General features: G+C 69.2%; 18 protein-coding genes and 3 pseudogenes. 16 read left to right on the forward strand and 5 right to left on the reverse strand.

Annotated features, from left to right (window positions below; translation table 11 throughout):
* Nucleotides 1-12: 12 nt before the first annotated feature.
* The gene (locus ACWGJ5_RS31435) at nt 13-612 is read left to right on the forward strand and encodes a hypothetical protein (protein ID WP_453313019.1); all 600 of its coding nucleotides are present in this window, start codon (nt 13-15) and stop codon (nt 610-612) included.
* 27 nt (nt 613-639) lie between these two features.
* Here ACWGJ5_RS31435 and ACWGJ5_RS31440 read toward each other — a convergent pair.
* A pseudogene (locus tag ACWGJ5_RS31440) lies at nt 640-1592 on the reverse strand (chitinase).
* Between ACWGJ5_RS31440 and ACWGJ5_RS31445 the strand changes: the two are divergent.
* The 3 genes and pseudogenes from ACWGJ5_RS31445 to ACWGJ5_RS31455 all read left to right on the forward strand — a co-directional run.
* Nucleotides 1581-1697 (forward strand): annotated as a pseudogene (locus tag ACWGJ5_RS31445) (acyltransferase family protein); the annotation flags it as partial. The pseudogenes ACWGJ5_RS31440 and ACWGJ5_RS31445 sit on opposite strands and share 12 nt — an antisense overlap.
* 205 nt (nt 1698-1902) lie before the next feature.
* Nucleotides 1903-2082, forward strand: coding sequence for a hypothetical protein (locus ACWGJ5_RS31450; protein ID WP_453313020.1), 180 nt, complete (start codon nt 1903-1905; stop codon nt 2080-2082).
* 24 nt (nt 2083-2106) lie between these two features.
* A pseudogene (locus tag ACWGJ5_RS31455) lies at nt 2107-2796 on the forward strand (demethylmenaquinone methyltransferase); the annotation flags it as partial.
* 5 nt (nt 2797-2801) lie between these two features.
* Here ACWGJ5_RS31455 and ACWGJ5_RS31460 read toward each other — a convergent pair.
* Nucleotides 2802-3110 carry a PASTA domain-containing protein gene (locus tag ACWGJ5_RS31460; RefSeq protein ID WP_228625056.1) on the reverse strand — a complete coding sequence of 103 codons (309 nt, stop codon included), beginning with the start codon at nt 3108-3110 and terminating at the stop codon, nt 2802-2804.
* A 109-nt stretch (nt 3111-3219) separates the two neighbouring features.
* The gene (locus tag ACWGJ5_RS31465; RefSeq protein ID WP_453313021.1) at nt 3220-3792 is read right to left on the reverse strand and encodes a GNAT family N-acetyltransferase; all 573 of its coding nucleotides are present in this window, start codon (nt 3790-3792) and stop codon (nt 3220-3222) included.
* A gap of 97 nt (nt 3793-3889) precedes the next feature.
* On the opposite strand from ACWGJ5_RS31465, the gene ACWGJ5_RS31470 reads away from it, so the two are divergent.
* The gene (locus ACWGJ5_RS31470) at nt 3890-5182 is read left to right on the forward strand and encodes a geranylgeranyl reductase family protein (protein ID WP_453313022.1); all 1293 of its coding nucleotides are present in this window, start codon (nt 3890-3892) and stop codon (nt 5180-5182) included.
* A gap of 4 nt (nt 5183-5186) precedes the next feature.
* On the opposite strand, the gene def is transcribed toward ACWGJ5_RS31470, so the two are convergent.
* Nucleotides 5187-5816 (reverse strand): peptide deformylase, encoded by a 630-nt coding sequence (gene def, locus ACWGJ5_RS31475; RefSeq protein ID WP_453313023.1) that lies wholly within the window; start codon nt 5814-5816, stop codon nt 5187-5189.
* A gap of 161 nt (nt 5817-5977) precedes the next feature.
* A complete protein-coding gene (locus ACWGJ5_RS31480) occupies nt 5978-6787 on the reverse strand; it encodes a C40 family peptidase (RefSeq protein ID WP_453313024.1) in 810 nt (269 codons plus the stop codon).
* A 752-nt stretch (nt 6788-7539) separates the two neighbouring features.
* On the opposite strand from ACWGJ5_RS31480, the gene ACWGJ5_RS31485 reads away from it, so the two are divergent.
* The 11 genes from ACWGJ5_RS31485 to nuoK are packed head-to-tail and all read left to right on the forward strand — an operon-like array spanning nt 7540 to nt 18411.
* A complete protein-coding gene (locus ACWGJ5_RS31485; RefSeq protein WP_003992243.1) occupies nt 7540-7899 on the forward strand; it encodes an NADH-quinone oxidoreductase subunit A in 360 nt (119 codons plus the stop codon).
* Nucleotides 7900-7912: 13 nt separating this feature from the next.
* Nucleotides 7913-8467 carry a NuoB/complex I 20 kDa subunit family protein gene (locus ACWGJ5_RS31490; protein ID WP_007383964.1) on the forward strand — a complete coding sequence of 185 codons (555 nt, stop codon included), beginning with the start codon at nt 7913-7915 and terminating at the stop codon, nt 8465-8467.
* Nucleotides 8464-9234: an NADH-quinone oxidoreductase subunit C gene (locus tag ACWGJ5_RS31495; protein WP_453313025.1), complete on the forward strand. Its 771-nt coding sequence runs from the start codon at nt 8464-8466 to the stop codon at nt 9232-9234. Before ACWGJ5_RS31490 ends, ACWGJ5_RS31495 begins: the two co-directional genes overlap by 4 nt.
* Entirely contained in the window at nt 9231-10571 is a 1341-nt protein-coding gene (locus ACWGJ5_RS31500) for an NADH-quinone oxidoreductase subunit D (RefSeq protein ID WP_453313026.1), read from the forward strand. The genes ACWGJ5_RS31495 and ACWGJ5_RS31500 overlap by 4 nt, the downstream gene beginning before the upstream one ends.
* The gene (gene nuoE, locus ACWGJ5_RS31505) at nt 10568-11434 is read left to right on the forward strand and encodes an NADH-quinone oxidoreductase subunit NuoE (protein WP_453313027.1); all 867 of its coding nucleotides are present in this window, start codon (nt 10568-10570) and stop codon (nt 11432-11434) included. The genes ACWGJ5_RS31500 and nuoE overlap by 4 nt, the downstream gene beginning before the upstream one ends.
* A complete protein-coding gene (gene nuoF, locus ACWGJ5_RS31510; protein ID WP_453313028.1) occupies nt 11434-12780 on the forward strand; it encodes an NADH-quinone oxidoreductase subunit NuoF in 1347 nt (448 codons plus the stop codon). The genes nuoE and nuoF overlap by 1 nt, the downstream gene beginning before the upstream one ends.
* On the forward strand, nt 12777-15281 hold the full coding sequence (locus tag ACWGJ5_RS31515) for an NADH-quinone oxidoreductase subunit G (protein ID WP_453313029.1): 2505 nt from the start codon (nt 12777-12779) through the stop codon (nt 15279-15281). Before nuoF ends, ACWGJ5_RS31515 begins: the two co-directional genes overlap by 4 nt.
* The gene (nuoH, locus tag ACWGJ5_RS31520) at nt 15278-16642 is read left to right on the forward strand and encodes an NADH-quinone oxidoreductase subunit NuoH (RefSeq protein ID WP_453313030.1); all 1365 of its coding nucleotides are present in this window, start codon (nt 15278-15280) and stop codon (nt 16640-16642) included. The genes ACWGJ5_RS31515 and nuoH overlap by 4 nt, the downstream gene beginning before the upstream one ends.
* A complete protein-coding gene (gene nuoI, locus ACWGJ5_RS31525; protein WP_453313031.1) occupies nt 16635-17276 on the forward strand; it encodes an NADH-quinone oxidoreductase subunit NuoI in 642 nt (213 codons plus the stop codon). The genes nuoH and nuoI overlap by 8 nt, the downstream gene beginning before the upstream one ends.
* Nucleotides 17273-18115 carry an NADH-quinone oxidoreductase subunit J gene (locus ACWGJ5_RS31530; RefSeq protein ID WP_453313032.1) on the forward strand — a complete coding sequence of 281 codons (843 nt, stop codon included), beginning with the start codon at nt 17273-17275 and terminating at the stop codon, nt 18113-18115. The genes nuoI and ACWGJ5_RS31530 overlap by 4 nt, the downstream gene beginning before the upstream one ends.
* Entirely contained in the window at nt 18112-18411 is a 300-nt protein-coding gene (gene nuoK / locus ACWGJ5_RS31535; protein WP_023547474.1) for an NADH-quinone oxidoreductase subunit NuoK, read from the forward strand. The genes ACWGJ5_RS31530 and nuoK overlap by 4 nt, the downstream gene beginning before the upstream one ends.
* The last annotated feature ends 5 nt before the right edge of the window (nt 18412-18416 follow it).

The following is an 18416-nucleotide window of genomic DNA, read 5'->3' on the forward strand; positions in this document are numbered from 1 at the left end:
ACCAGGCGTTCCGTGTTGACACTTCACGTTGCCGAACAGTCGCCCGAGACGGCGGTTCTGGTCGAAGGGGCGTCCGTCGCCGCCGTCGGCCGGTACCAGGAACTGGCCGACGCCGACCCGCGGGCGCGGGTGCGGCGTTGGCCCGGCATCCTGACGCCGGGACTGCTGAACCCGTACGGTCCGGAGCTGCTGGAGGCCACGTACCATCCCGACCCGCGCGAGGCCGATGCCCTCGGTACCGAGCCCATCGGCGGGGAGCGGGCGCGGGAGATCTTCCGCGCCGACCCAGCCCGCCTCGGCGCGAGCGCACGGCGCGGGGTGCAGCGGATGCTGGCGCACGGCACGGTGGCGGTGGCCGGGGAGCTGCGGTCGCGGGCCGTGGTCGACGCGGTGCGCAGAGCGGGGCTCGCGATGGGACAACGCCCGGACCGCCTGCCGGGCCCGGCGGCGCTGTCGCCGACCCCGCTGATCCTGCTGCCCAAGCTGGTGCCGGGCGGTCCCGCCCGATTCGCCGTGTTCGATGTCGCGGACCGCGCCGAACTGGTCCGGTGTGGTGCCGGGACCTGCGTGGCGACCGTGATCGGCGGGCGGCTGGTGTACCGCGGCCGTTGATGACGGCCCGGGTCGGGGAACGTCGGCTCAGCCCGCGAACGCCTTCCCGAACGCCCCCGAGCCCTGCTTGACCCCGCTGCAGTCGGTCGTCGCCTCGTCCTGCCCGCTCGCCCCGTCCTCGCACCGCCGGTCGCGGAAGGTGGACCACATCGACACCCAGGCGATCTCCATCTCCTCTTCTCCTCGGCGAACTTCCGCACCTGCGCGGCGTCGGCGAGGGCGGAGGTCTCCCCGTCCACGTCGTTGACCCCGATCATCGAGGTGAGCGCCGTGTCCCGTCAGGTGCCCGCGTCGGACAGCCCGAACACCTTCTTCAACTGGGCGTGCGCGGACTCGGCGGAGGTGACGGCGTAGTCGCCCATGCCACCGGTGTACGACTCGCCGTAGTTCGTCGTCATCACGTTCACCGCGGCGACCTGGACGCCATACAGGTTCGCGGACGCCAGCAGCGCGAGGCCGTCGGAGTCGAGGCCGAGGGCATGACCGGCAGGGTGAAGGAGACCTTCGGATCCGGCCGTTGCCCCTGGAGCCTCGCTATCGCCTGCGAACGCCGGGCCACGGAGGCGGAGTCGGTCAGTTCGTCGCCCTCGACGTCGAAGTCGGCAGTCCGTCAGTCCGTCGCCCCCGACGTCGAAGTCGGCGCGGCTGGAGCCGGCCGCGTCCAGCGCCCTGCCGTAGGCGGCGGCCAGGTCCGCGGCGCTGTCGCAGGTTCCGGCGAGCTCCTCGCCGGAGGCTCCGCCGAAGGAGACACGGACGTCGGCGCCGTCCTTCTTCAGGCGCGCTGTCCGGGACTTCACGGCCGAGTCGCCGATCGCCTCGGTGCCGTTCCACTGGGGCGTGCTGCATGACGAACGGCCGGGTGAATCCGCAGAACCGCGGCCGCTCCCGTCGTACGACCCTCCCGCCCCGAGCCCGCCGGACGGGACCGCTACTTCGACACCCTCAGGGCCCTGGCGCTGATCAGGGTCGTGACGTACCACACCTTCGGCTGGGCCTGGTGCGGTCTCGTCCTCCCCTCCATGGGCGTCATGTTCGCCCTTGCCGGCCCCCTCATGGCGAAGTCCCTTCAGCGCCCGGCGGTGAAGGTCGTGAAGAACCGGTTCAGAAGGCTTCTGCCGCCCTTCTGGTTCTGGGGCTTCTTCGTGGAGCAGGCCGTGCTCGTCCACGACTGGATGCCGGGCCGGCAGATCGTCTACTTCGCCCGGCTCACCCGGTTCCGGCGGCTGGACCGCACGGTCAGCGTCTTCAACGCGCGCGGTCACGATCTACCTCTGGCACGAGATCGCCCTGGTGCCGGCCGTCCCGCTGATCGACCGGTTCTGGAGCGTGCCCGCCTTCGAGAGATACCTGCCCCTGGACAGCCAGTGGTTCATGTTCGGCATCGGCTGGCTCCTGATCGCCGTCTTCGTCCTGTTGTGCGGCCGGGTGGAGGATGTCGCGGCGCGGAGGAAGCCGAGGCTCCTGCCGTGAGTCCGGGCTGCAACAATGGGCGGCGTGACCCGCGCTTCCCTGAACAAGCAGCCGCACGAAGTCGCCTCGATGTTCGACGACGTGGCGGAACGGTACGACCTGACGAACGACGTGCTGTCGCTCGGCCAGGACCGGGTGTGGCGCAGGGAGGTGGCGAAGGCGGTCGACGCGCGCCCCGCGCAGAAGGTCCTCGACCTGGCCGCCGGTACGGCCACCTCCTCGCTGCCGTTCGCGCGCACGGGCGCGTACGTCGTCCCGTGCGACTTCTCGCTCGGGATGCTCCAGGTCGGCAAGAAGAAGCACACCTGGCTGCCGATCACGGCCGGCGACGCGACGCGGCTGCCGTTCAAGGACGACACCTTCGACGCCGTGACGATCTCCTTCGGGCTGCGCAACGTGCAGGACACGGACGCGGCGCTGCGGGAGATGTACCGGGTGACCCGGCCCGGCGGGCGCGTGGTGATCTGCGAGTTCTCGCATCCGACCTGGGCGCCCTTCCGGACCGTCTACACCGAGTACCTGATGCGGGCGCTGCCGCCGGTCGCGCGGGCGGTGTCCTCGAACCCGGACGCGTACGTCTACCTCGCCGAGTCCATCCGCGCCTGGCCCGACCAGCCCGCCCTCGCCGAGCGGCTCCGCAAGGCGGGCTGGTCCAAGGTGGCCTGGCGCAACCTCACCGGCGGCGTGGTCGCGCTGCACCGGGGCTTCAAGGCGGGGTCTCAGCGGTTGATCATCTCGAAGGCGTCACCGGGCTCACCGAGTTCGCGTTGGAGGCCACCGGCGGGCGGCCGTGGGATGCGTGGCTCGCGCACGCCTCCGCCGCCCTCTCCCTCACCGAAGTCGAACCACACGTACACCATGGACTCCCGGGGCACCTCGGCGCCCGGCTGCGGGTACTGGCGTACGACGTAGTCGACGACCGCGAGGTGGAAGTCCGGGCGGTCCGGCGCATTGAGGAACAGGCCCTGCGCCCGGGCCGTTTCGCGCGCGTCCACGGCCATCAGTCCGACCAGCCGCGGCACGCGCACTTCGGGTGTTTTGGGTGTTATGCGCACAGATGTCACCCCCAGCGGTACTGGAAGGGTAACTCCCGTGAGCCGCGGCCGGAAGGAGCCGGTGTCTTTCTGTGACAGATAGCTACTCTGCGTGATTGATGCGGGGTTCGTGATCGGCGTGGGGCTCGTGGTCGGCGCGCGGCTCGTGATCGAGGCGGAGCCGGAAGCAGAGGGCCTGCTCGTCCAGGGTGGGGTGCGGATAGGTCTCCGCCGGTTCCATTCCGAGCCGCCGGGTCACCGCGATCGACCGCTCGTTGCCCGGCCGGACCATCGCCACCACCTCCTTGACCCCGGCCGCCCGCACCCGCTCGAGCGTCTCGCGCGCGGCCGCGGTGACGTACCCCTTGCCCCAGTGCGCGCGGCCGAGCCGCCAGCCGATCTCTGTCGCGCCCACCGGGCCCCAGACCGGCCGCCAGGGCTGCGCTCCGGTGAAGCCGATGACCTCGCCGGACTCGTCCAGCATGGTCCACAGGCAGAAGCCGAGTTCCGCGTCGTGCCGCCGCTGCCGGGCGGTGAGTTCCTCGTAGACCGACAGCGCGGCCGGTCTGCCGCCGTAGAACTCCATGACCTCGGGGTCGTCGAAGACCCGGTGCCAGGCGATCGCGTCCTCGTGGGTGGGAACGCGTAGCCGTACCGCGGGGAGAGGTCGGTTCACAGGGCAGCCCTTCAGCCGGGTGATCAATTCTGCTGAATAGACTGCCCATGTCCAGTGCCGGTCGGCACATGCATTTCGAACTTGGGGAGATCCCGCCGTGACCGTCGAGACCGAGCCCCTCTCCGAGAACACCGCCGACGTGATCGTCGTGGGCGCGGGGCCGGCCGGCTCCACGACCGCGTACCACCTCGCCAAGGCCGGCCTCGACGTCCTGCTCCTGGAGAAGACCGAGTTCCCGCGCGAGAAGGTGTGCGGCGACGGCCTCACCCCGCGCGCGGTCAAGCAGCTCGTCGCCATGGGCATCGACATCTCCGAGGAGGCCGGCTGGCTGCGCAACAAGGGCCTGCGCATCATCGGCGGCGGCAGCCGCCTCCAGCTGGACTGGCCGGATCTCGCCGCCTACCCGAACTACGGACTCGTCCGCAAGCGCGACGACTTCGACGAGCAGCTCGCTCGCAACGCCCAGAAGGCGGGGGCGCGGTTGTACGAGCGCTGCAACGTGAGCGGCCCGGTCATCGACGACCGCACCGGCCGCATCACCGGCGTCACCGCCAAGCTCGGCGAGGAGAAGCGCGAGGTCACCTTCCACGCGCCGCTCGTCGTCGCCGCCGACGGCAACTCCACCCGCCTGTCCCTCGCGATGGGCCTGCACCGCCGCGAGGACCGCCCGATGGGTGTCGCGGTGCGCACCTACTTCACCTCGCCCCGCCACGAGGACGACTACCTGGAGTCCTGGCTGGAGCTGTGGGACCGCCGCGGCCCCCAGGACCGGCTGCTGCCCGGCTACGGCTGGATCTTCGGCATGGGCGACGGCACGTCGAACGTCGGCCTCGGCGTCCTGAACACCTCCGCCTCCTTCAAGGAGCTGGACTGGCGCGAGATCCTCAAGGCCTGGTGCGCCTCCATGCCGGAGGACTGGGGCTACACCCCCGAGAACATGACCGGCCCCATCCGCGGCGCCGCCCTCCCCATGGCGTTCAACCGCCAGCCCCACTACACGCGCGGCCTGCTGCTCGTCGGTGACGCCGGCGGCCTGGTGAACCCCTTCAACGGCGAGGGCATCGCCTACGCCATGGAGTCCGGCCAGATCGCCGCCGAGGTCATCGTGCAGGCACACGCGCGTGCCACTCCCGCACAGCGCGAGATCGCCCTGCAGCGCTACCCGCGCGTCCTCAAGGACACCTACGGCGGCTACTACACCCTCGGCCGTGCCTTCGTGAAGCTCATCGGCAACCCGAAGGTCATGCAGATCGCGGCCCAGCGCGGCCTCACCCACCCGATGCTGATGAAGTTCACCCTCAAGCTCCTGGCGAACCTCACCGACCCCACGGGCGGCGACGCGATGGACCGGATCATCAACGGCCTGAGCAAGGTGGCCCCGAAGGCCTGAGCCTCTACCGGGCCGGGCTCAGCTCCTCGGCCCTGGCGGCCCGGCGGGCGAACACCTCGTCCCGCCGAGCGGCCATCTGCCGCAGCGCATCCTTTTTCTCCCGCTTGGAGAGCCGATCCAGGTAGATGTACCCGTTGGTGTGGTCGGTCTCGTGGATGAGGCAGCGCGCGAAGTACCCCGTGCCCTCGACGACCACGGGGTTGCCGTCCTTGTCCTGCCCGCGCACGACGGTCCGGTCCGGCCGCGGTACGGCCATCACGGCACCGGGCACCGAAAGACAGCCCTCGCCCTCGTCCAGCAACCGCCGCCCGCTCGTGGGCGTTTCGAGCACAGGATTGACGATGTGTCCGACATGCCGGACACCATCGTCATCGGGGCAGTCGTACACGAACAGCCGGAGATCGACTCCAACCTGATTCGCCGCAAGTCCCGCCCCTTCGGCGACATACAGGGTGAGGAACATGTCGTCGATGAGCGCGGCGAGGTCGGGCCCGAACTCCGTGACGTCCCTGCACGGCCTGTGCAGGACCTCCTCGCCGACCTCGGTGATCCGGCGCACCGCACCGCGTCCGGCCTCGGGGGCGTGGCGGGGGTAGTAGTCGGCGGGCCTTCCCTGTACGAACACGCGTGGCATGACGCGGTCTCCTTCGCTCGTGGACGGACCGCCGGACGGCGGCCCGGGCAGAGCATGTCAGGAGCGGCGCTGTGAGGTGCCGGGAACGACGCAAGGGCCGCTGCCCCCGAGCGGCTGCGGCCCTGTGCGCGTGACAGGCGGGTGAGAGGTGCGAGGTGTGTTCAGAGCACCCGCACGGCGCCGGTCGGCGGGTCGTAGGACAGCGGCTTCTCGACGATGCCGGTGGACGGGTTCTGCGCTCCGACGAACATACCGTCGCCGACGTACACCGCCACGTGGTACGCGCTGCCCGCGCTGCCCCAGTAGAGGATGTCGCCCGGCTGCAGGTTGCTCAGCGAGACCTGCGTGCCGGCGGTCGACTGGTCCTGGGAGACGCGCGGCAGGCTGACGCCGATCTGCTTGAAGGCGGACTGCACCAGGCCGGAGCAGTCGTAGGCGCTCGGGCCGGAGGCGCCCAGGACGTAGGACTTGCCGATCTGCGCCTTCACGAAGGAGATGACGGCCGCGGCCGAACCGGTGGCCGTGGACGTGCTCGTGGAGGTGCTGCCGCTGTCGGTGGCGGCGAGTGTCGTACGCGTCGAGTTGCGCGAGGCACGCTCGGCGGCGGCCCTGCGGGCGTCCTCCTCGGCCTTCTTCTTGGCCTCTGCGGCCTTCTGCTTCGCCTCGGCGAGGTCCGTCTTGGCCTGCTTCGCGGCCTTTGCGGCGGCCGCGTCGCGCTCGGCCTGCAGCTGGTAGTTCGCGGCGGCCTGCTGGGTGGCGTCCGCGGACTTGGCCGCCTGAGCGGCCAGGTCGGCCGTCAGGGTGGGCAGTTCGAGGGTCTGCGTCACCGGCTCGGCCGCGTTCGCCGAGCCGGACGCCCCGGCGACTGCCAGGGAGCTGAGGACGCCACCGGCAACTCCGGCCCGCATCGCGAGGGTCGACGCGCTGCGGCGGGGCTTCCGGTGGCTGCGTATGTGAGCGGTGTGGGACATGGGAATAACCGGTACCAGGGGCTCCTTCATATCTACAAGAAACGTGTGCTGCGCCACAGTTGCTCAATCGAGACCTGAAATCCCGGGTGCGTCACTCTTTATTGACGCCGTAACGGACATTGCGGACGTCGGTGATCAAGGCCTTGATCACGGCCTTTGATCATTACGTCCGAATTGCCCCACGCTTACCACCGGTTGGGGTCGTTGGCCAAGCCCGGTTCTCAGGGGCCTCTCATTGATGTGGCGGAGGTCACGGAACGGTCACCGGAAGCGCGGCGTCCTGTGCGCGCGGAGCTCGTGAACGCATGCACGCGTCCGCATCCCGTCCACACCGCGCCCCACACCTCCCCCTGATGTGTGAACGGCTCCTCTATCAGGCGCTCACGTCCAGTACCAATTTGCATGCAGCGGAACCTTCTTGATATTGAGACGACCCCTCCGGCCTGCGGTGACAGGCGAGAATGTCACTTCTCGTGATCAACTGAACGCTTCGCGTATGAAGATCACTCATCATCCGACTTCATGATCCTTCGTCAGGTGGTGGAGATCACAAAGCTCGTGCAATACGCCGTGTCGCAGATCACAGAGTGGCGGGCATAAGATGCGTGGCAACTGGGCTTGTGACCTGCTTCACATGTTCTCGATCTTCGCCCGGGACGGCGGGGGCTCGTGGGGACCGGTGAGGCGGAAGTGAGCTCAGTGCACCAGTGCAACCGCCAGCAGTCAGCGCCGACTGAGAGGAGCGAGGAGCGGTGAACGCGTATGCGCCCATCCTCGTACTGGGAGCCCTCGGGGCAGGCTTTGCGATCTTCTCCGTGGTCATGGCCACGCTGATCGGTCCGAAGCGGTACAACCGCGCCAAGCTCGAGGCCTACGAGTGCGGTATCGAGCCGACCCCCACGCCGGCCGGCGGCGGGCGCTTCCCCATCAAGTACTACCTGACGGCGATGCTCTTCATCGTCTTCGACATCGAGATCGTCTTCCTCTACCCCTGGGCCGTCACCTTTGACGCCCTGGGGATTTTCGGGCTCGTGGAGATGCTGCTCTTCGTGCTCACCGTCTTCGTCGCGTACGCGTACGTATGGCGGCGCGGCGGCCTGGAATGGGACTGAGGGGCCTTAGGACATGGGACTCGAAGAAAAGCTGCCGAGCGGCTTCCTGCTGACCACCGTCGAGCAGGCCGCGGGCTGGGTGCGCAAGGCGTCCGTCTTCCCGGCCACCTTCGGCCTCGCCTGCTGCGCCATCGAGATGATGACCACCGGCGCCGGCCGGTACGACCTGGCACGTTTCGGCATGGAGGTCTTCCGCGGCTCACCGCGCCAGGCCGACCTGATGATCGTCGCCGGCCGGGTCAGCCAGAAGATGGCGCCGGTGCTCCGGCAGGTCTACGACCAGATGCCCAACCCGAAATGGGTGATCTCCATGGGCGTCTGCGCCTCCTCGGGCGGCATGTTCAACAACTACGCGATCGTCCAGGGCGTCGACCACATCGTCCCGGTCGACATCTACCTGCCGGGCTGCCCGCCCCGCCCCGAGATGCTGATGGACGCGATCCTCAAGCTCCACCAGAAGATCCAGTCCTCCAAGCTCGGCGTCAACGCCGAGGAGGCCGCCCGCGAGGCGGAGGAGGCGGCGCTCAAGGCCCTGCCCACGATCGAGATGAAGGGGCTGCTGCGGTGAGCGACGCGAACGGCAACGGCACGGGCGGCGTGAACGGGTCCGCGAACGGGGTGAACCCCGAGAAGGACCTCTCCGCCTCCAACCTCCCCGGCCAGCGCGGCCAGGGCGGCGAGGAGATCCGCGTCCAGCGCGGCATGTTCGGCGCCAACAACGGCGGCGACACCTCCGGCTACGGAGGCCTGGTCCGCTCGGTCCGGCTCCCGGGACCGGCGACCCGCCCCTACGGCGGCTGGTTCGACGAGGTCTCCGACGAGCTGGAGGGCGCCCTGGAGGAGCAGGGGCTCCTCCCCGACAACGCCATCGAGAAGACGGTCGTCGACCGCGACGAGCTCACCTTCCACATCGAACGCGAGCACCTGGTCCGCGTCGCCCGCACCCTGCGCGACGACCCGGCCCTGCGCTTCGAACTGTGCACCGGCGTCAGCGGCGTCCACTACCCGCACGACAAGGGCCGCGAGCTGCACGCCGTCTACCACCTGCGCTCGATCACCCACAACCGGCTGCTCCGCCTCGAGGTCAGCGCCCCCGACAGCGACCCGCACATCCCGTCGCTGGTCTCCGTCTATCCGACGAACGACTGGCACGAGCGCGAGACCTACGACTTCTTCGGAATCGTCTTCGACGGTCACCCCGCCCTGACACGGATCATGATGCCGGACGACTGGCAGGGCCATCCGCAGCGCAAGGACTACCCCCTCGGCGGCATCCCCGTCGAGTACAAGGGCGCCCAGATCCCGGCTCCGGACCAGCGGAGGTCGTACTCGTGAGCACGCAGTCAGCATCCGCCGCGTCGGCCGCCTCGGCCCGCGAGACCACCGAGGGCACCGTCTACACGGTCACCGGTGGCGACTGGGACGAGGTCGTCCAGTCCGCGAGCCGCGCCGACGACGAACGCATCGTCGTCAACATGGGTCCCCAGCACCCCTCCACCCACGGAGTGCTCCGCCTGATCCTGGAGATCGACGGCGAGACGGTCACCGAAGCCCGCTGCGGCATCGGCTATCTGCACACGGGCATCGAGAAGAACCTCGAGTTCCGCACGTGGACGCAGGGCACCACCTTCGTCACGCGCATGGACTACCTGACGTCCTTCTTCAACGAGACCGCCTACTGTCTCGCCGTCGAGAAACTCCTGGGCATCGAGGACGACATCACCGAGCGCGCCAAGATCATCCGGGTGCTCCTGATGGAGCTGAACCGGATGTCCTCCCACCTGGTGTGCATCGCCACCGGCGGCATGGAGCTCGGCGCCACCACGATCATGATCTACGGATTCCGTGATCGTGAAATGATTCTCGACCTCTACGAGCTCATCACGGGCCTTCGGATGAACCACGCGTACATCCGCCCCGGCGGACTCGCCCAGGACCTGCCGCCCGGCGCGGTGGACCAGATCCGCGAGTTCGTGAAGAAGATGAAGAAGAACCTCCCGGAGTACGACAAGCTCGCCACCGGGAACCCCATCTTCAAGGCCCGCATGCAGGACATCGGCTACCTCGACCTGGCCGGCTGCATGGCCCTCGGCGCCACCGGCCCGATCCTGCGCTCCACCGGCCTGCCGCACGACCTGCGCAAGGCACAGCCGTACTGCGACTACGAGACGTACGACTTCGAGATCCCGACCGCCGACAGCTGCGACGCCTACGGCCGCTTCCTGGTCCGCCTGGAGGAGATGCGCCAGTCGCTCAGGATCGTCGAGCAGTGCCTGGACCGGCTCCAGCCCGGCCCGGTCATGGTCGCCGACAAGAAGATCGCCTGGCCCGCCCAGCTCGCCCTGGGACCGGACGGACTCGGCAACTCCCTCGACCACATCAAGAAGATCATGGGCACCTCCATGGAGGCCCTGATCCACCACTTCAAGCTCGTCACGGAGGGCTTCCGCGTCCCGCCGGGACAGGCCTACGCGGCCGTCGAGTCCCCCAAGGGCGAGCTCGGCGTGCACGCCGTCTCCGACGGCGGCACCCGTCCCTACCGGGTCCACTTCCGAGACCCGTCCTTCACCAACCTGCAGGCCATGGCGGCGATGTGCGAGGGCGGCCAGGTCGCCGACGTGATCGTCGCCGTCGCGTCCATCGACCCCGTGATGGGAGGCGTCGACCGGTGACCACCTCTTCTTCGGAGCGGGGCGTCAGCCTGGGCATGCCCGAACTGCCCGCGCCCGCCTACCCGAACGACGTCCGGGCCCGGCTGGAGGCGGACGCGCGCGAGGTCATCGCGCGCTACCCGGACTCCCGGTCCGCCCTGCTCCCACTGCTCCATCTCGTGCAGTCGGAGGAGGGCCATGTCACGCGCACCGGAATGCAGTTCTGCGCGGACATGCTGAACCTGACCACGGCCGAGGTCACCGCCGTCGCCACCTTCTACACCATGTACCGGCGCAAGCCCTCCGGTGACTACCAGGTGGGTGTGTGCACCAACACGCTGTGCGCGGTGATGGGCGGAGACGCGATCTTCGAGACCCTCCAGGAGCACCTGGGCGTCGGCAACGGCGAGACCACCGACGACGGCAAGGTCACCCTGGAGCACATCGAGTGCAACGCGGCCTGCGACTTCGCGCCGGTCGTGATGGTCAACTGGGAGTTCTTCGACAACCAGACGCCGGGCAGCGCCAAGCGCCTGGTCGACGATCTGCGCGCGGGACGGCCCGTAGAGCCCACGCGCGGGGCGCGGCTGTGCACGTTCAAGGAGACCGCGCGGATCCTGGCCGGCTTCCCCGACGAGCGGCCCGGGGCCGTCGAGGAGGGCGGCAGTGCGGGACCCGCGTCGCTGGTGGGCCTTCGCCTGGCAAGGGGAGAGGCCGCACCCGCGCGCGTGGTCCATCCGCGCGGAGGTCCCCGTGAGGAACCGCAGGACAGGGTGCACGAGCCGTCGTCGGCCGAGCACCTCAGTTCCCATGACGCGCCGCTGGATACATCAGCCTCCGACCCAGCCCACCCGGCAGGGCCTACCGCCGAGGAGGGGGAGTGATGACCGTGGTACCCGAGGTCAAGGACACGAGCCCCGAGAAGCTGCTCGCACCCGTGCTGTCGGCCTTCTGGGACGAGGACCGGTCCTGGACTCTGGACGTCTACCGGAGGCACGAGGGGTACGAGGGGCTCCGCAAGGCGCTCGCCATGTCACCGGACGACCTGATCGCGTACGTCAAGGAGTCCGGTCTGCGCGGCCGCGGCGGCGCGGGGTTCCCGACCGGAATGAAGTGGCAGTTCATTCCGCAGGGTGATGGAAAACCGCACTATCTAGTTGTCAACGCCGACGAATCGGAGCCCGGGACCTGCAAGGACATCCCGCTCCTCTTCGCGAACCCGCACAGCCTCATCGAGGGCATGGTGATCGCGTGCTATGCCATCAGGTCGTCGCATGCCTTCATCTATCTGCGTGGTGAAGTCGTCCCCGTTCTGCGGCGGTTGCACGAGGCCGTGCGCGAGGCCTACGCGGCGGGCTACCTCGGCGAGAACATCCTGGGCAGCGGGCTCGACCTCCAGCTCACCGTGCACGCGGGCGCCGGTGCGTACATCTGCGGTGAGGAGACCGCACTGCTCGACTCGCTCGAAGGCCGCCGTGGTCAACCGCGGCTGCGTCCCCCCTTCCCTGCGGTGGAAGGCCTCTACGCCTGTCCGACTGTTGTGAACAACGTCGAGTCGATCGCGTCGGTTCCCGCGATCCTGAAAAACGGGAAAGACTGGTTCAGGTCGATGGGCAGCGAGAAGTCCCCGGGCTTCACGCTCTACTCGCTCAGCGGCCACGTCGCGAGCCCCGGCCAGTACGAGGCCCCCCTCGGCATCACGCTCCGCCAGCTCCTCGACATGAGCGGCGGCATGCGGCCCGGCCACCGCCTGAAGTTCTGGACGCCGGGTGGCTCCTCGACGCCGATGTTCACCGACGAACACCTCGACGTCCCCCTCGACTACGAGGGCGTCGGCGCTGCCGGCTCGATGCTCGGCACCAAAGCCCTGCAGTGCTTCGACGAGACGACCTGCGTGGTGCGGGCGGTGACCCGCTGGACCGAGTTCTACGCCCACGAGTCCTGCGGCAAGTGCACGCCCTGCCGCGAAGGGACGTACTGGCTCGTGCAGTTGCTGCGGGACGTCGAGGCCGGCAAGGGCACCATGTCCGACCTCGACAAGCTCGCCGACATCGCCGACAACATCAACGGCAAGTCCTTCTGCGCCCTCGGCGACGGCGCCGCGTCCCCGATCTTCTCCTCGCTGAAGTACTTCCGCGAGGAGTACGAGCAGCACATCACGGGCCGGGGCTGCCCCTTCGACCCGGCCAAGTCGACGGCCTGGGCGGACCGCCCGGAGGTGAACGCATGACCGTGACCACCAGTGCTCCCACGGGTGGGGGAGAGGCGGCGGTCCCGCCGGAGGACCTCGTCACCCTGACGATCGACGGCATCGAGATCAGCGTGCCCAAGGGCACCCTGGTCATCCGGGCCGCCGAGCAGCTCGGCATCGAGATCCCCCGGTTCTGCGACCACCCCCTGCTCGACCCCGCCGGCGCCTGTCGCCAGTGCATCGTCGAGGTCGAGGGCCAGCGCAAGCCCATGGCGTCCTGCACCATCACCTGCACCGACGGCATGGTGGTGAAGACCCAGCTGACCTCGCCGGTCGCCGAGAAGGCCCAGCACGGCGTGATGGAGCTGCTGCTCATCAACCACCCGCTGGACTGCCCGGTCTGCGACAAGGGCGGCGAGTGCCCGCTGCAGAACCAGGCGATGTCGCACGGCAACGCCGAATCCCGCTTCGACGGCAAGAAGCGCACCTACGAAAAGCCCGTACCGATCTCCACGCAGGTACTGCTCGACCGCGAACGGTGCGTACTGTGCGCCCGCTGCACCCGGTTCTCCAACCAGATCGCGGGCGACCCGATGATCGAGCTGATCGAGCGGGGCGCGCTCCAGCAGGTCGGTACCGGCGAGGGCGACCCGTTCGAGTCGTACTTCTCCGGCAACACCATTCAGATCTGCCCGGTCGGCGCGCTCACCTCGGCGGCCTACCGTTTCCGCTCCCGCCCCTTCGACCTCGTCTCCTCGCCGTCGGTGTGCGAGCACTGCTCCGGCGGCTGCGCCATCCGCACCGACCACCGGCGCGGCAAGGTCATGCGGCGACTCGCCGAGAACGACCCCGAGGTCAACGAGGAGTGGATCTGCGACAAGGGACGCTTCGCGTTCCGCTACGCGCAGCAGAAGGACCGCCTGGAGACACCGCTGGTGCGCAACGCCGACGGCGACCTGGAGCCCGTCTCCTGGCCGGAAGCCCTGGAGGCGGCCGCACGGGGCCTGGCCGCCGCCCGCTCCCGGGCCGGCGTCCTCATCGGCGGCCGGCTGACCGTCGAGGACGCCTACGCGTACAGCAAGTTCGCGCGCGTGGCGCTCGACACGAACGACATCGACTTCCGCGCGCGCGTGCACAGCGGCGAGGAGGCCGATTTCCTGGCCTCCCAGGTGGCAGGCCGCGGCCATGACCTCGACGGTACGGGCGTCACGTACACCTTCCTGGAGAAGGCGCCCGCGGTCCTGCTGGCGGGCTTCGAGTCGGAGGAGGAGGCGCCCGGCGTCTTCCTGCGGCTGCGCAAGGCCTGGCGCAAGCACAAGCAGAAGGTGTTCGCGCTGGCCACACACGAGACCCGGGGCCTGCAGAAGGCGGGCGGCACGTTGCTGCCGGCCGCGCCCGGCACCGAGACGGAGTGGCTGGACGCCCTCGCGAGCGGCGTCGGCCTGGAGGAGCCCGGCACCCGCGCCGCCGAGGCCCTGCGCACCGAGGGCGCGGTCATCGTCGTCGGTGAGCGGCTCGCCGCGGTCGCCGGCGGCCTCACCGCCGCCGTACGCGCCGCCACCGCGACCGGCGCCCAGCTGGTGTGGATCCCGCGCCGGGCCGGTGAGCGCGGCGCCGTCGAGGTGGGCGCGCTGCCGTCGCTGCTGCCGGGCGGCCGCCCGGCGACCGACCCACGCGCGCGTGAGGAGGTCGCCGCCGCCTGGGGCCTCGCCGAACTCCCGCTGCGCTACGGCCGCGACACCCACCACATCGTGGAGGCCGCCGCCACCGGCGAACTGTCGGCACTCGTGGTCGCCGGGGTGGAGATCGCCGACCTGCCCGACCCGGCACGCGCGCGTGAAGCACTCGACAGGGTCGGCTTCCTGGTGTCGATGGAGCTGCGGCCCAGCGAGGTCACCGAGCACGCCGATGTCGTCCTGCCGGTCGCCGCGGTCGCCGAGAAGGGGGGCACCTTCCTCAACTGGGAGGGCAGGGTGCGCTTCTTCGACGCAGCCCTCAAGCCCGACCAGATGACCCGCCGCCTGGCACCGACCGACGCGCGCGTGCTGCAGATGCTGGCCGACGCCATGGACGTCCACCTGGGCCTGCCGGATCTGCGCACCACGCGCGCGGAGATCGACCGGCTCGGCCCCTGGGACGGCCCGCGCGCCCTTGACCCCCACGAGTCCGCGGAAGCGCTGCCCCGCCCGGCCGCCGGCGAGGCCGTGCTCGCCGGGCACCGGCTGCTGCTCGACCAGGGCGTCCTCCAGGAGGGCGACGAGGCGCTCGCCGGAACCCGGCACGCCGCGCACGCGCGCGTGTCGGCGGCGACGGCCGCCGAGGCGGGCGTCAAGGAAGGCGACGTCCTCGCCGTCACCGGACCCTCCGGCACCGCCGAACTCCCGCTGCAGATCACCGAGATGCCCGACCGCGTGGTCTGGCTTCCGCTGAACTCCGTCGGCGCCGGCGTGGCCTGCGACACCGGGGCTCGGCCCGGCTCACTCGTCCGCATCGGCCCGGCGGCATCCGCCGAAGTGGCCCCCAAGGAGGTGGAGGGATGAGCCCGTACCTCGCAGCTGAAGACCTCTCGATGTTCGGCCGCGACCCCTGGTGGCTGGTCGTCATCAAGGCCGTGTTCTGCTTCGCCTTCCTGATGGTGACCGTGCTGTTCTCCATCGTCTGGGAGCGCAAGGTCGTCGCCTGGATGCAGCTGCGCATCGGCCCGAACCGGCACGGCCCCTGGGGCATGCTCCAGTCGCTCGCCGACGGCGTGAAGCTGATGCTCAAGGAAGACATCATCGTCAAGCGCGCCGACAAGGTGGTCTACGTCCTGGCGCCGATCGTCGCGGCCATCCCGGCGTTCATGGCGATCGCGGTGATCCCCTTCGGCCCGGCCGACAACGAGATCTCGATCTTCGGCACGCGCACCACGATGCAGCTCACGGACCTGCCGATCGCGATGCTCTACATCCTCGCGGTCGCCTCCGTCGGCATCTACGGCATCGTCCTCGCGGGTTGGAGTTCCGGATCCACCTACCCGCTCCTCGGCGGCCTGCGCTCCTGCGCGCAGATGATCTCCTACGAGATCGCCATGGGTGCCGCGTTCGCCTCCGTGTTCCTGTACTCGGGGTCGATGTCGACGTCCACGATCGTGGCGCAGCAGCACGACCGCTGGTACATCCTGCTCCTGCCGGTCTCGTTCATCCTCTACATCGTCACGATGGTCGGCGAGACAAACCGCGCCCCCTTCGACATGCCGGAGTCCGAGGGCGACCTGGTCGGCGGCTTCAACACCGAGTACTCGTCCATCAAGTTCGCGATGTTCATGCTCGCCGAGTACGTGAACATGGTGACGGTCTCGGCCGTGTCGACCACGCTGTTCCTCGGGGGCTGGCGCGCCCCCTGGCCGATCAGCTCCTTCTGGCAAGGTGCGAACCACGGCTGGTGGCCGCTGCTCTGGTTCGTGATCAAGGTCCAGTTGCTGCTGTTCTTCTTCATCTGGCTGCGCGGCACGCTCCCTCGCGTCCGCTACGACCAGCTGATGAAGCTCGGCTGGAAAGTACTCATCCCGGTCTCCGTGACCTGGCTGATGCTGGTGGCGACCGTAAGGGCCCTGCGCAACGAGCACTACAACTTCGCCGACATCGCCCTCTACGTGGGCGGCGGAGTCCTCGCCCTGCTGCTGATCTCCTTCGTCGCCGACATGTTCCGCGAGAAGGCCAAGACGCCCGAACAGCCCGCCGCCGAGCAGGCCGGATTCGACGCGATGGCGGGCGGATTCCCCGTACCGCCGCTGCCCGGACAGGAGCTGCCGCCGGTGCCCAGGCGCCGCTCGCGCCGGGAGCGGGAGCTGATTGTCAGTGGCGGGACGGACACTGACAGTGACGGATCTTCGGATGGAAAGGAGGCGTCGGATGGCTGAGGAGCCCAAGGAGACCAAGCCCGGTTTCCAGAACCCCGTGGCCGGCTTCGGTGTGACCTTCAAGGCCATGTTCAAGAAGCGGCTGACCGAGCAGTACCCGGAGCAGAAGAAGACCACGGCTCCGCGGTTCCACGGACGGCACCAGCTCAACCGCCATCCGGACGGCCTGGAGAAGTGCGTCGGCTGCGAGCTGTGCGCCTGGGCCTGCCCCGCCGACGCCATCTATGTCGAGGGCGCCGACAACACCGACGAGGAACGCTACTCGCCGGGCGAGCGGTACGGCCGCGTCTACCAGATCAACTACGCCCGCTGCATCCTGTGCGGACTGTGCATCGAGGCGTGCCCCACACGCGCGCTGACGATGACCAACGAGTTCGAGCTGGCCGACTCCAGCCGCGCCAACCTCATCTACACCAAGGAACAGCTCCTCGCCGGCCTCGAAGAAGGCATGGTCGACACGCCGCACGCGATCTTCCCGGGGACCGACGAGCAGGACTACTACCGGGGCCTGGTGACACAGGCCGCGCCCGGCACGGTCCGCCAGGTCGCCCTCTCCAAGGGCGAGGTCCCGCAGGAGGCGGCGTCCACCTTCGGCGAGGAGGAGCCGGCCTCGGAGAAGGTGATCGGCCGATGACGACGCAGCTCGCCGCCTACACCACCTCCACCGGTGAGGCCTTCCAGTTCTGGGTCCTCGGCACCGTCGCGGTGATCGGCGCCCTGTGCACCGTCTTCATGAAGAAGGCCGTGCACAGCGCGCTCTGTCTCGCCGGGACCATGATCGTCCTGGCGGTGTTCTACCTCGCCAACGGCGCCTACTTCCTGGGCGTCGTGCAGATCGTCGTCTACACCGGCGCGATCATGATGCTGTTCCTGTTCGTGGTGATGCTCGTCGGCGTCACGGCCGCGGACTCACTGAAGGAGACCATCAAGGGCCAGCGCTGGCTGGCCCTCCTGTGTGGCGTCGGCTTCGGTGTCCTGCTGTTCGCCGGCATCGGCAATGCCTCCCTGAAGGAGTTCGCCGGCATCGGCCAGGCGAACGCGAACGGCAATGTGGAGGGCCTCGCCTCCCTCATCTTCACCAAGTACGTCTTCGCCTTCGAAATCACCGGCGCCCTGCTCATCACCGCCGCCGTCGGCGCCATGGTGCTCACCCACCGCGAGCGCACCGAACGCGCCAAGACCCAGCGCGAGCTGGCCGAACAGCGCGTCCGCGAGGGCAAGTACGTGCCGCCGCTGCCCGCCCCCGGTGTCTACGCCCGGCACAACGCCGTCGATATCGCGGGCCTGCTGCCCGACGGCACCCCGTCCGAGCTGACCGTCAGCAAGACGCTGCGCGAGCGCGGTCAGATCCGTGACGTGTCGGCGGAGGCGCTCAACGACCTGCGGGCGCTGGAGCAGCGCGCGCAGGAACGCCTGGAGCGTGAGGCGATCGAACCGGCGACGTTCAAGCGGCCCGAGGAGGCGTCGAAGTGAACCCGGTCAACTACCTCTATCTCGCCGCCTTGTTGTTCACGATCGGCGCGACCGGCGTACTGATCCGGCGCAACGCCATCGTGGTCTTCATGTGCATCGAGCTGATGCTGAACGCCTGCAACCTCGCGTTCGTCACCTTCTCCCGGATGCACGGCAACCTCGACGGCCAGATCATCGCCTTCTTCACGATGGTCGTCGCCGCCGCGGAGGTCGTGGTGGGCCTCGCGATCATCGTGTCGCTGTTCCGTACCCGCCACTCGGCCTCGGTCGACGACGCCAGCCTGATGAAGCTGTAAGGGGT

This window comes from Streptomyces sp. NPDC054783 (assembly GCF_053611725.1).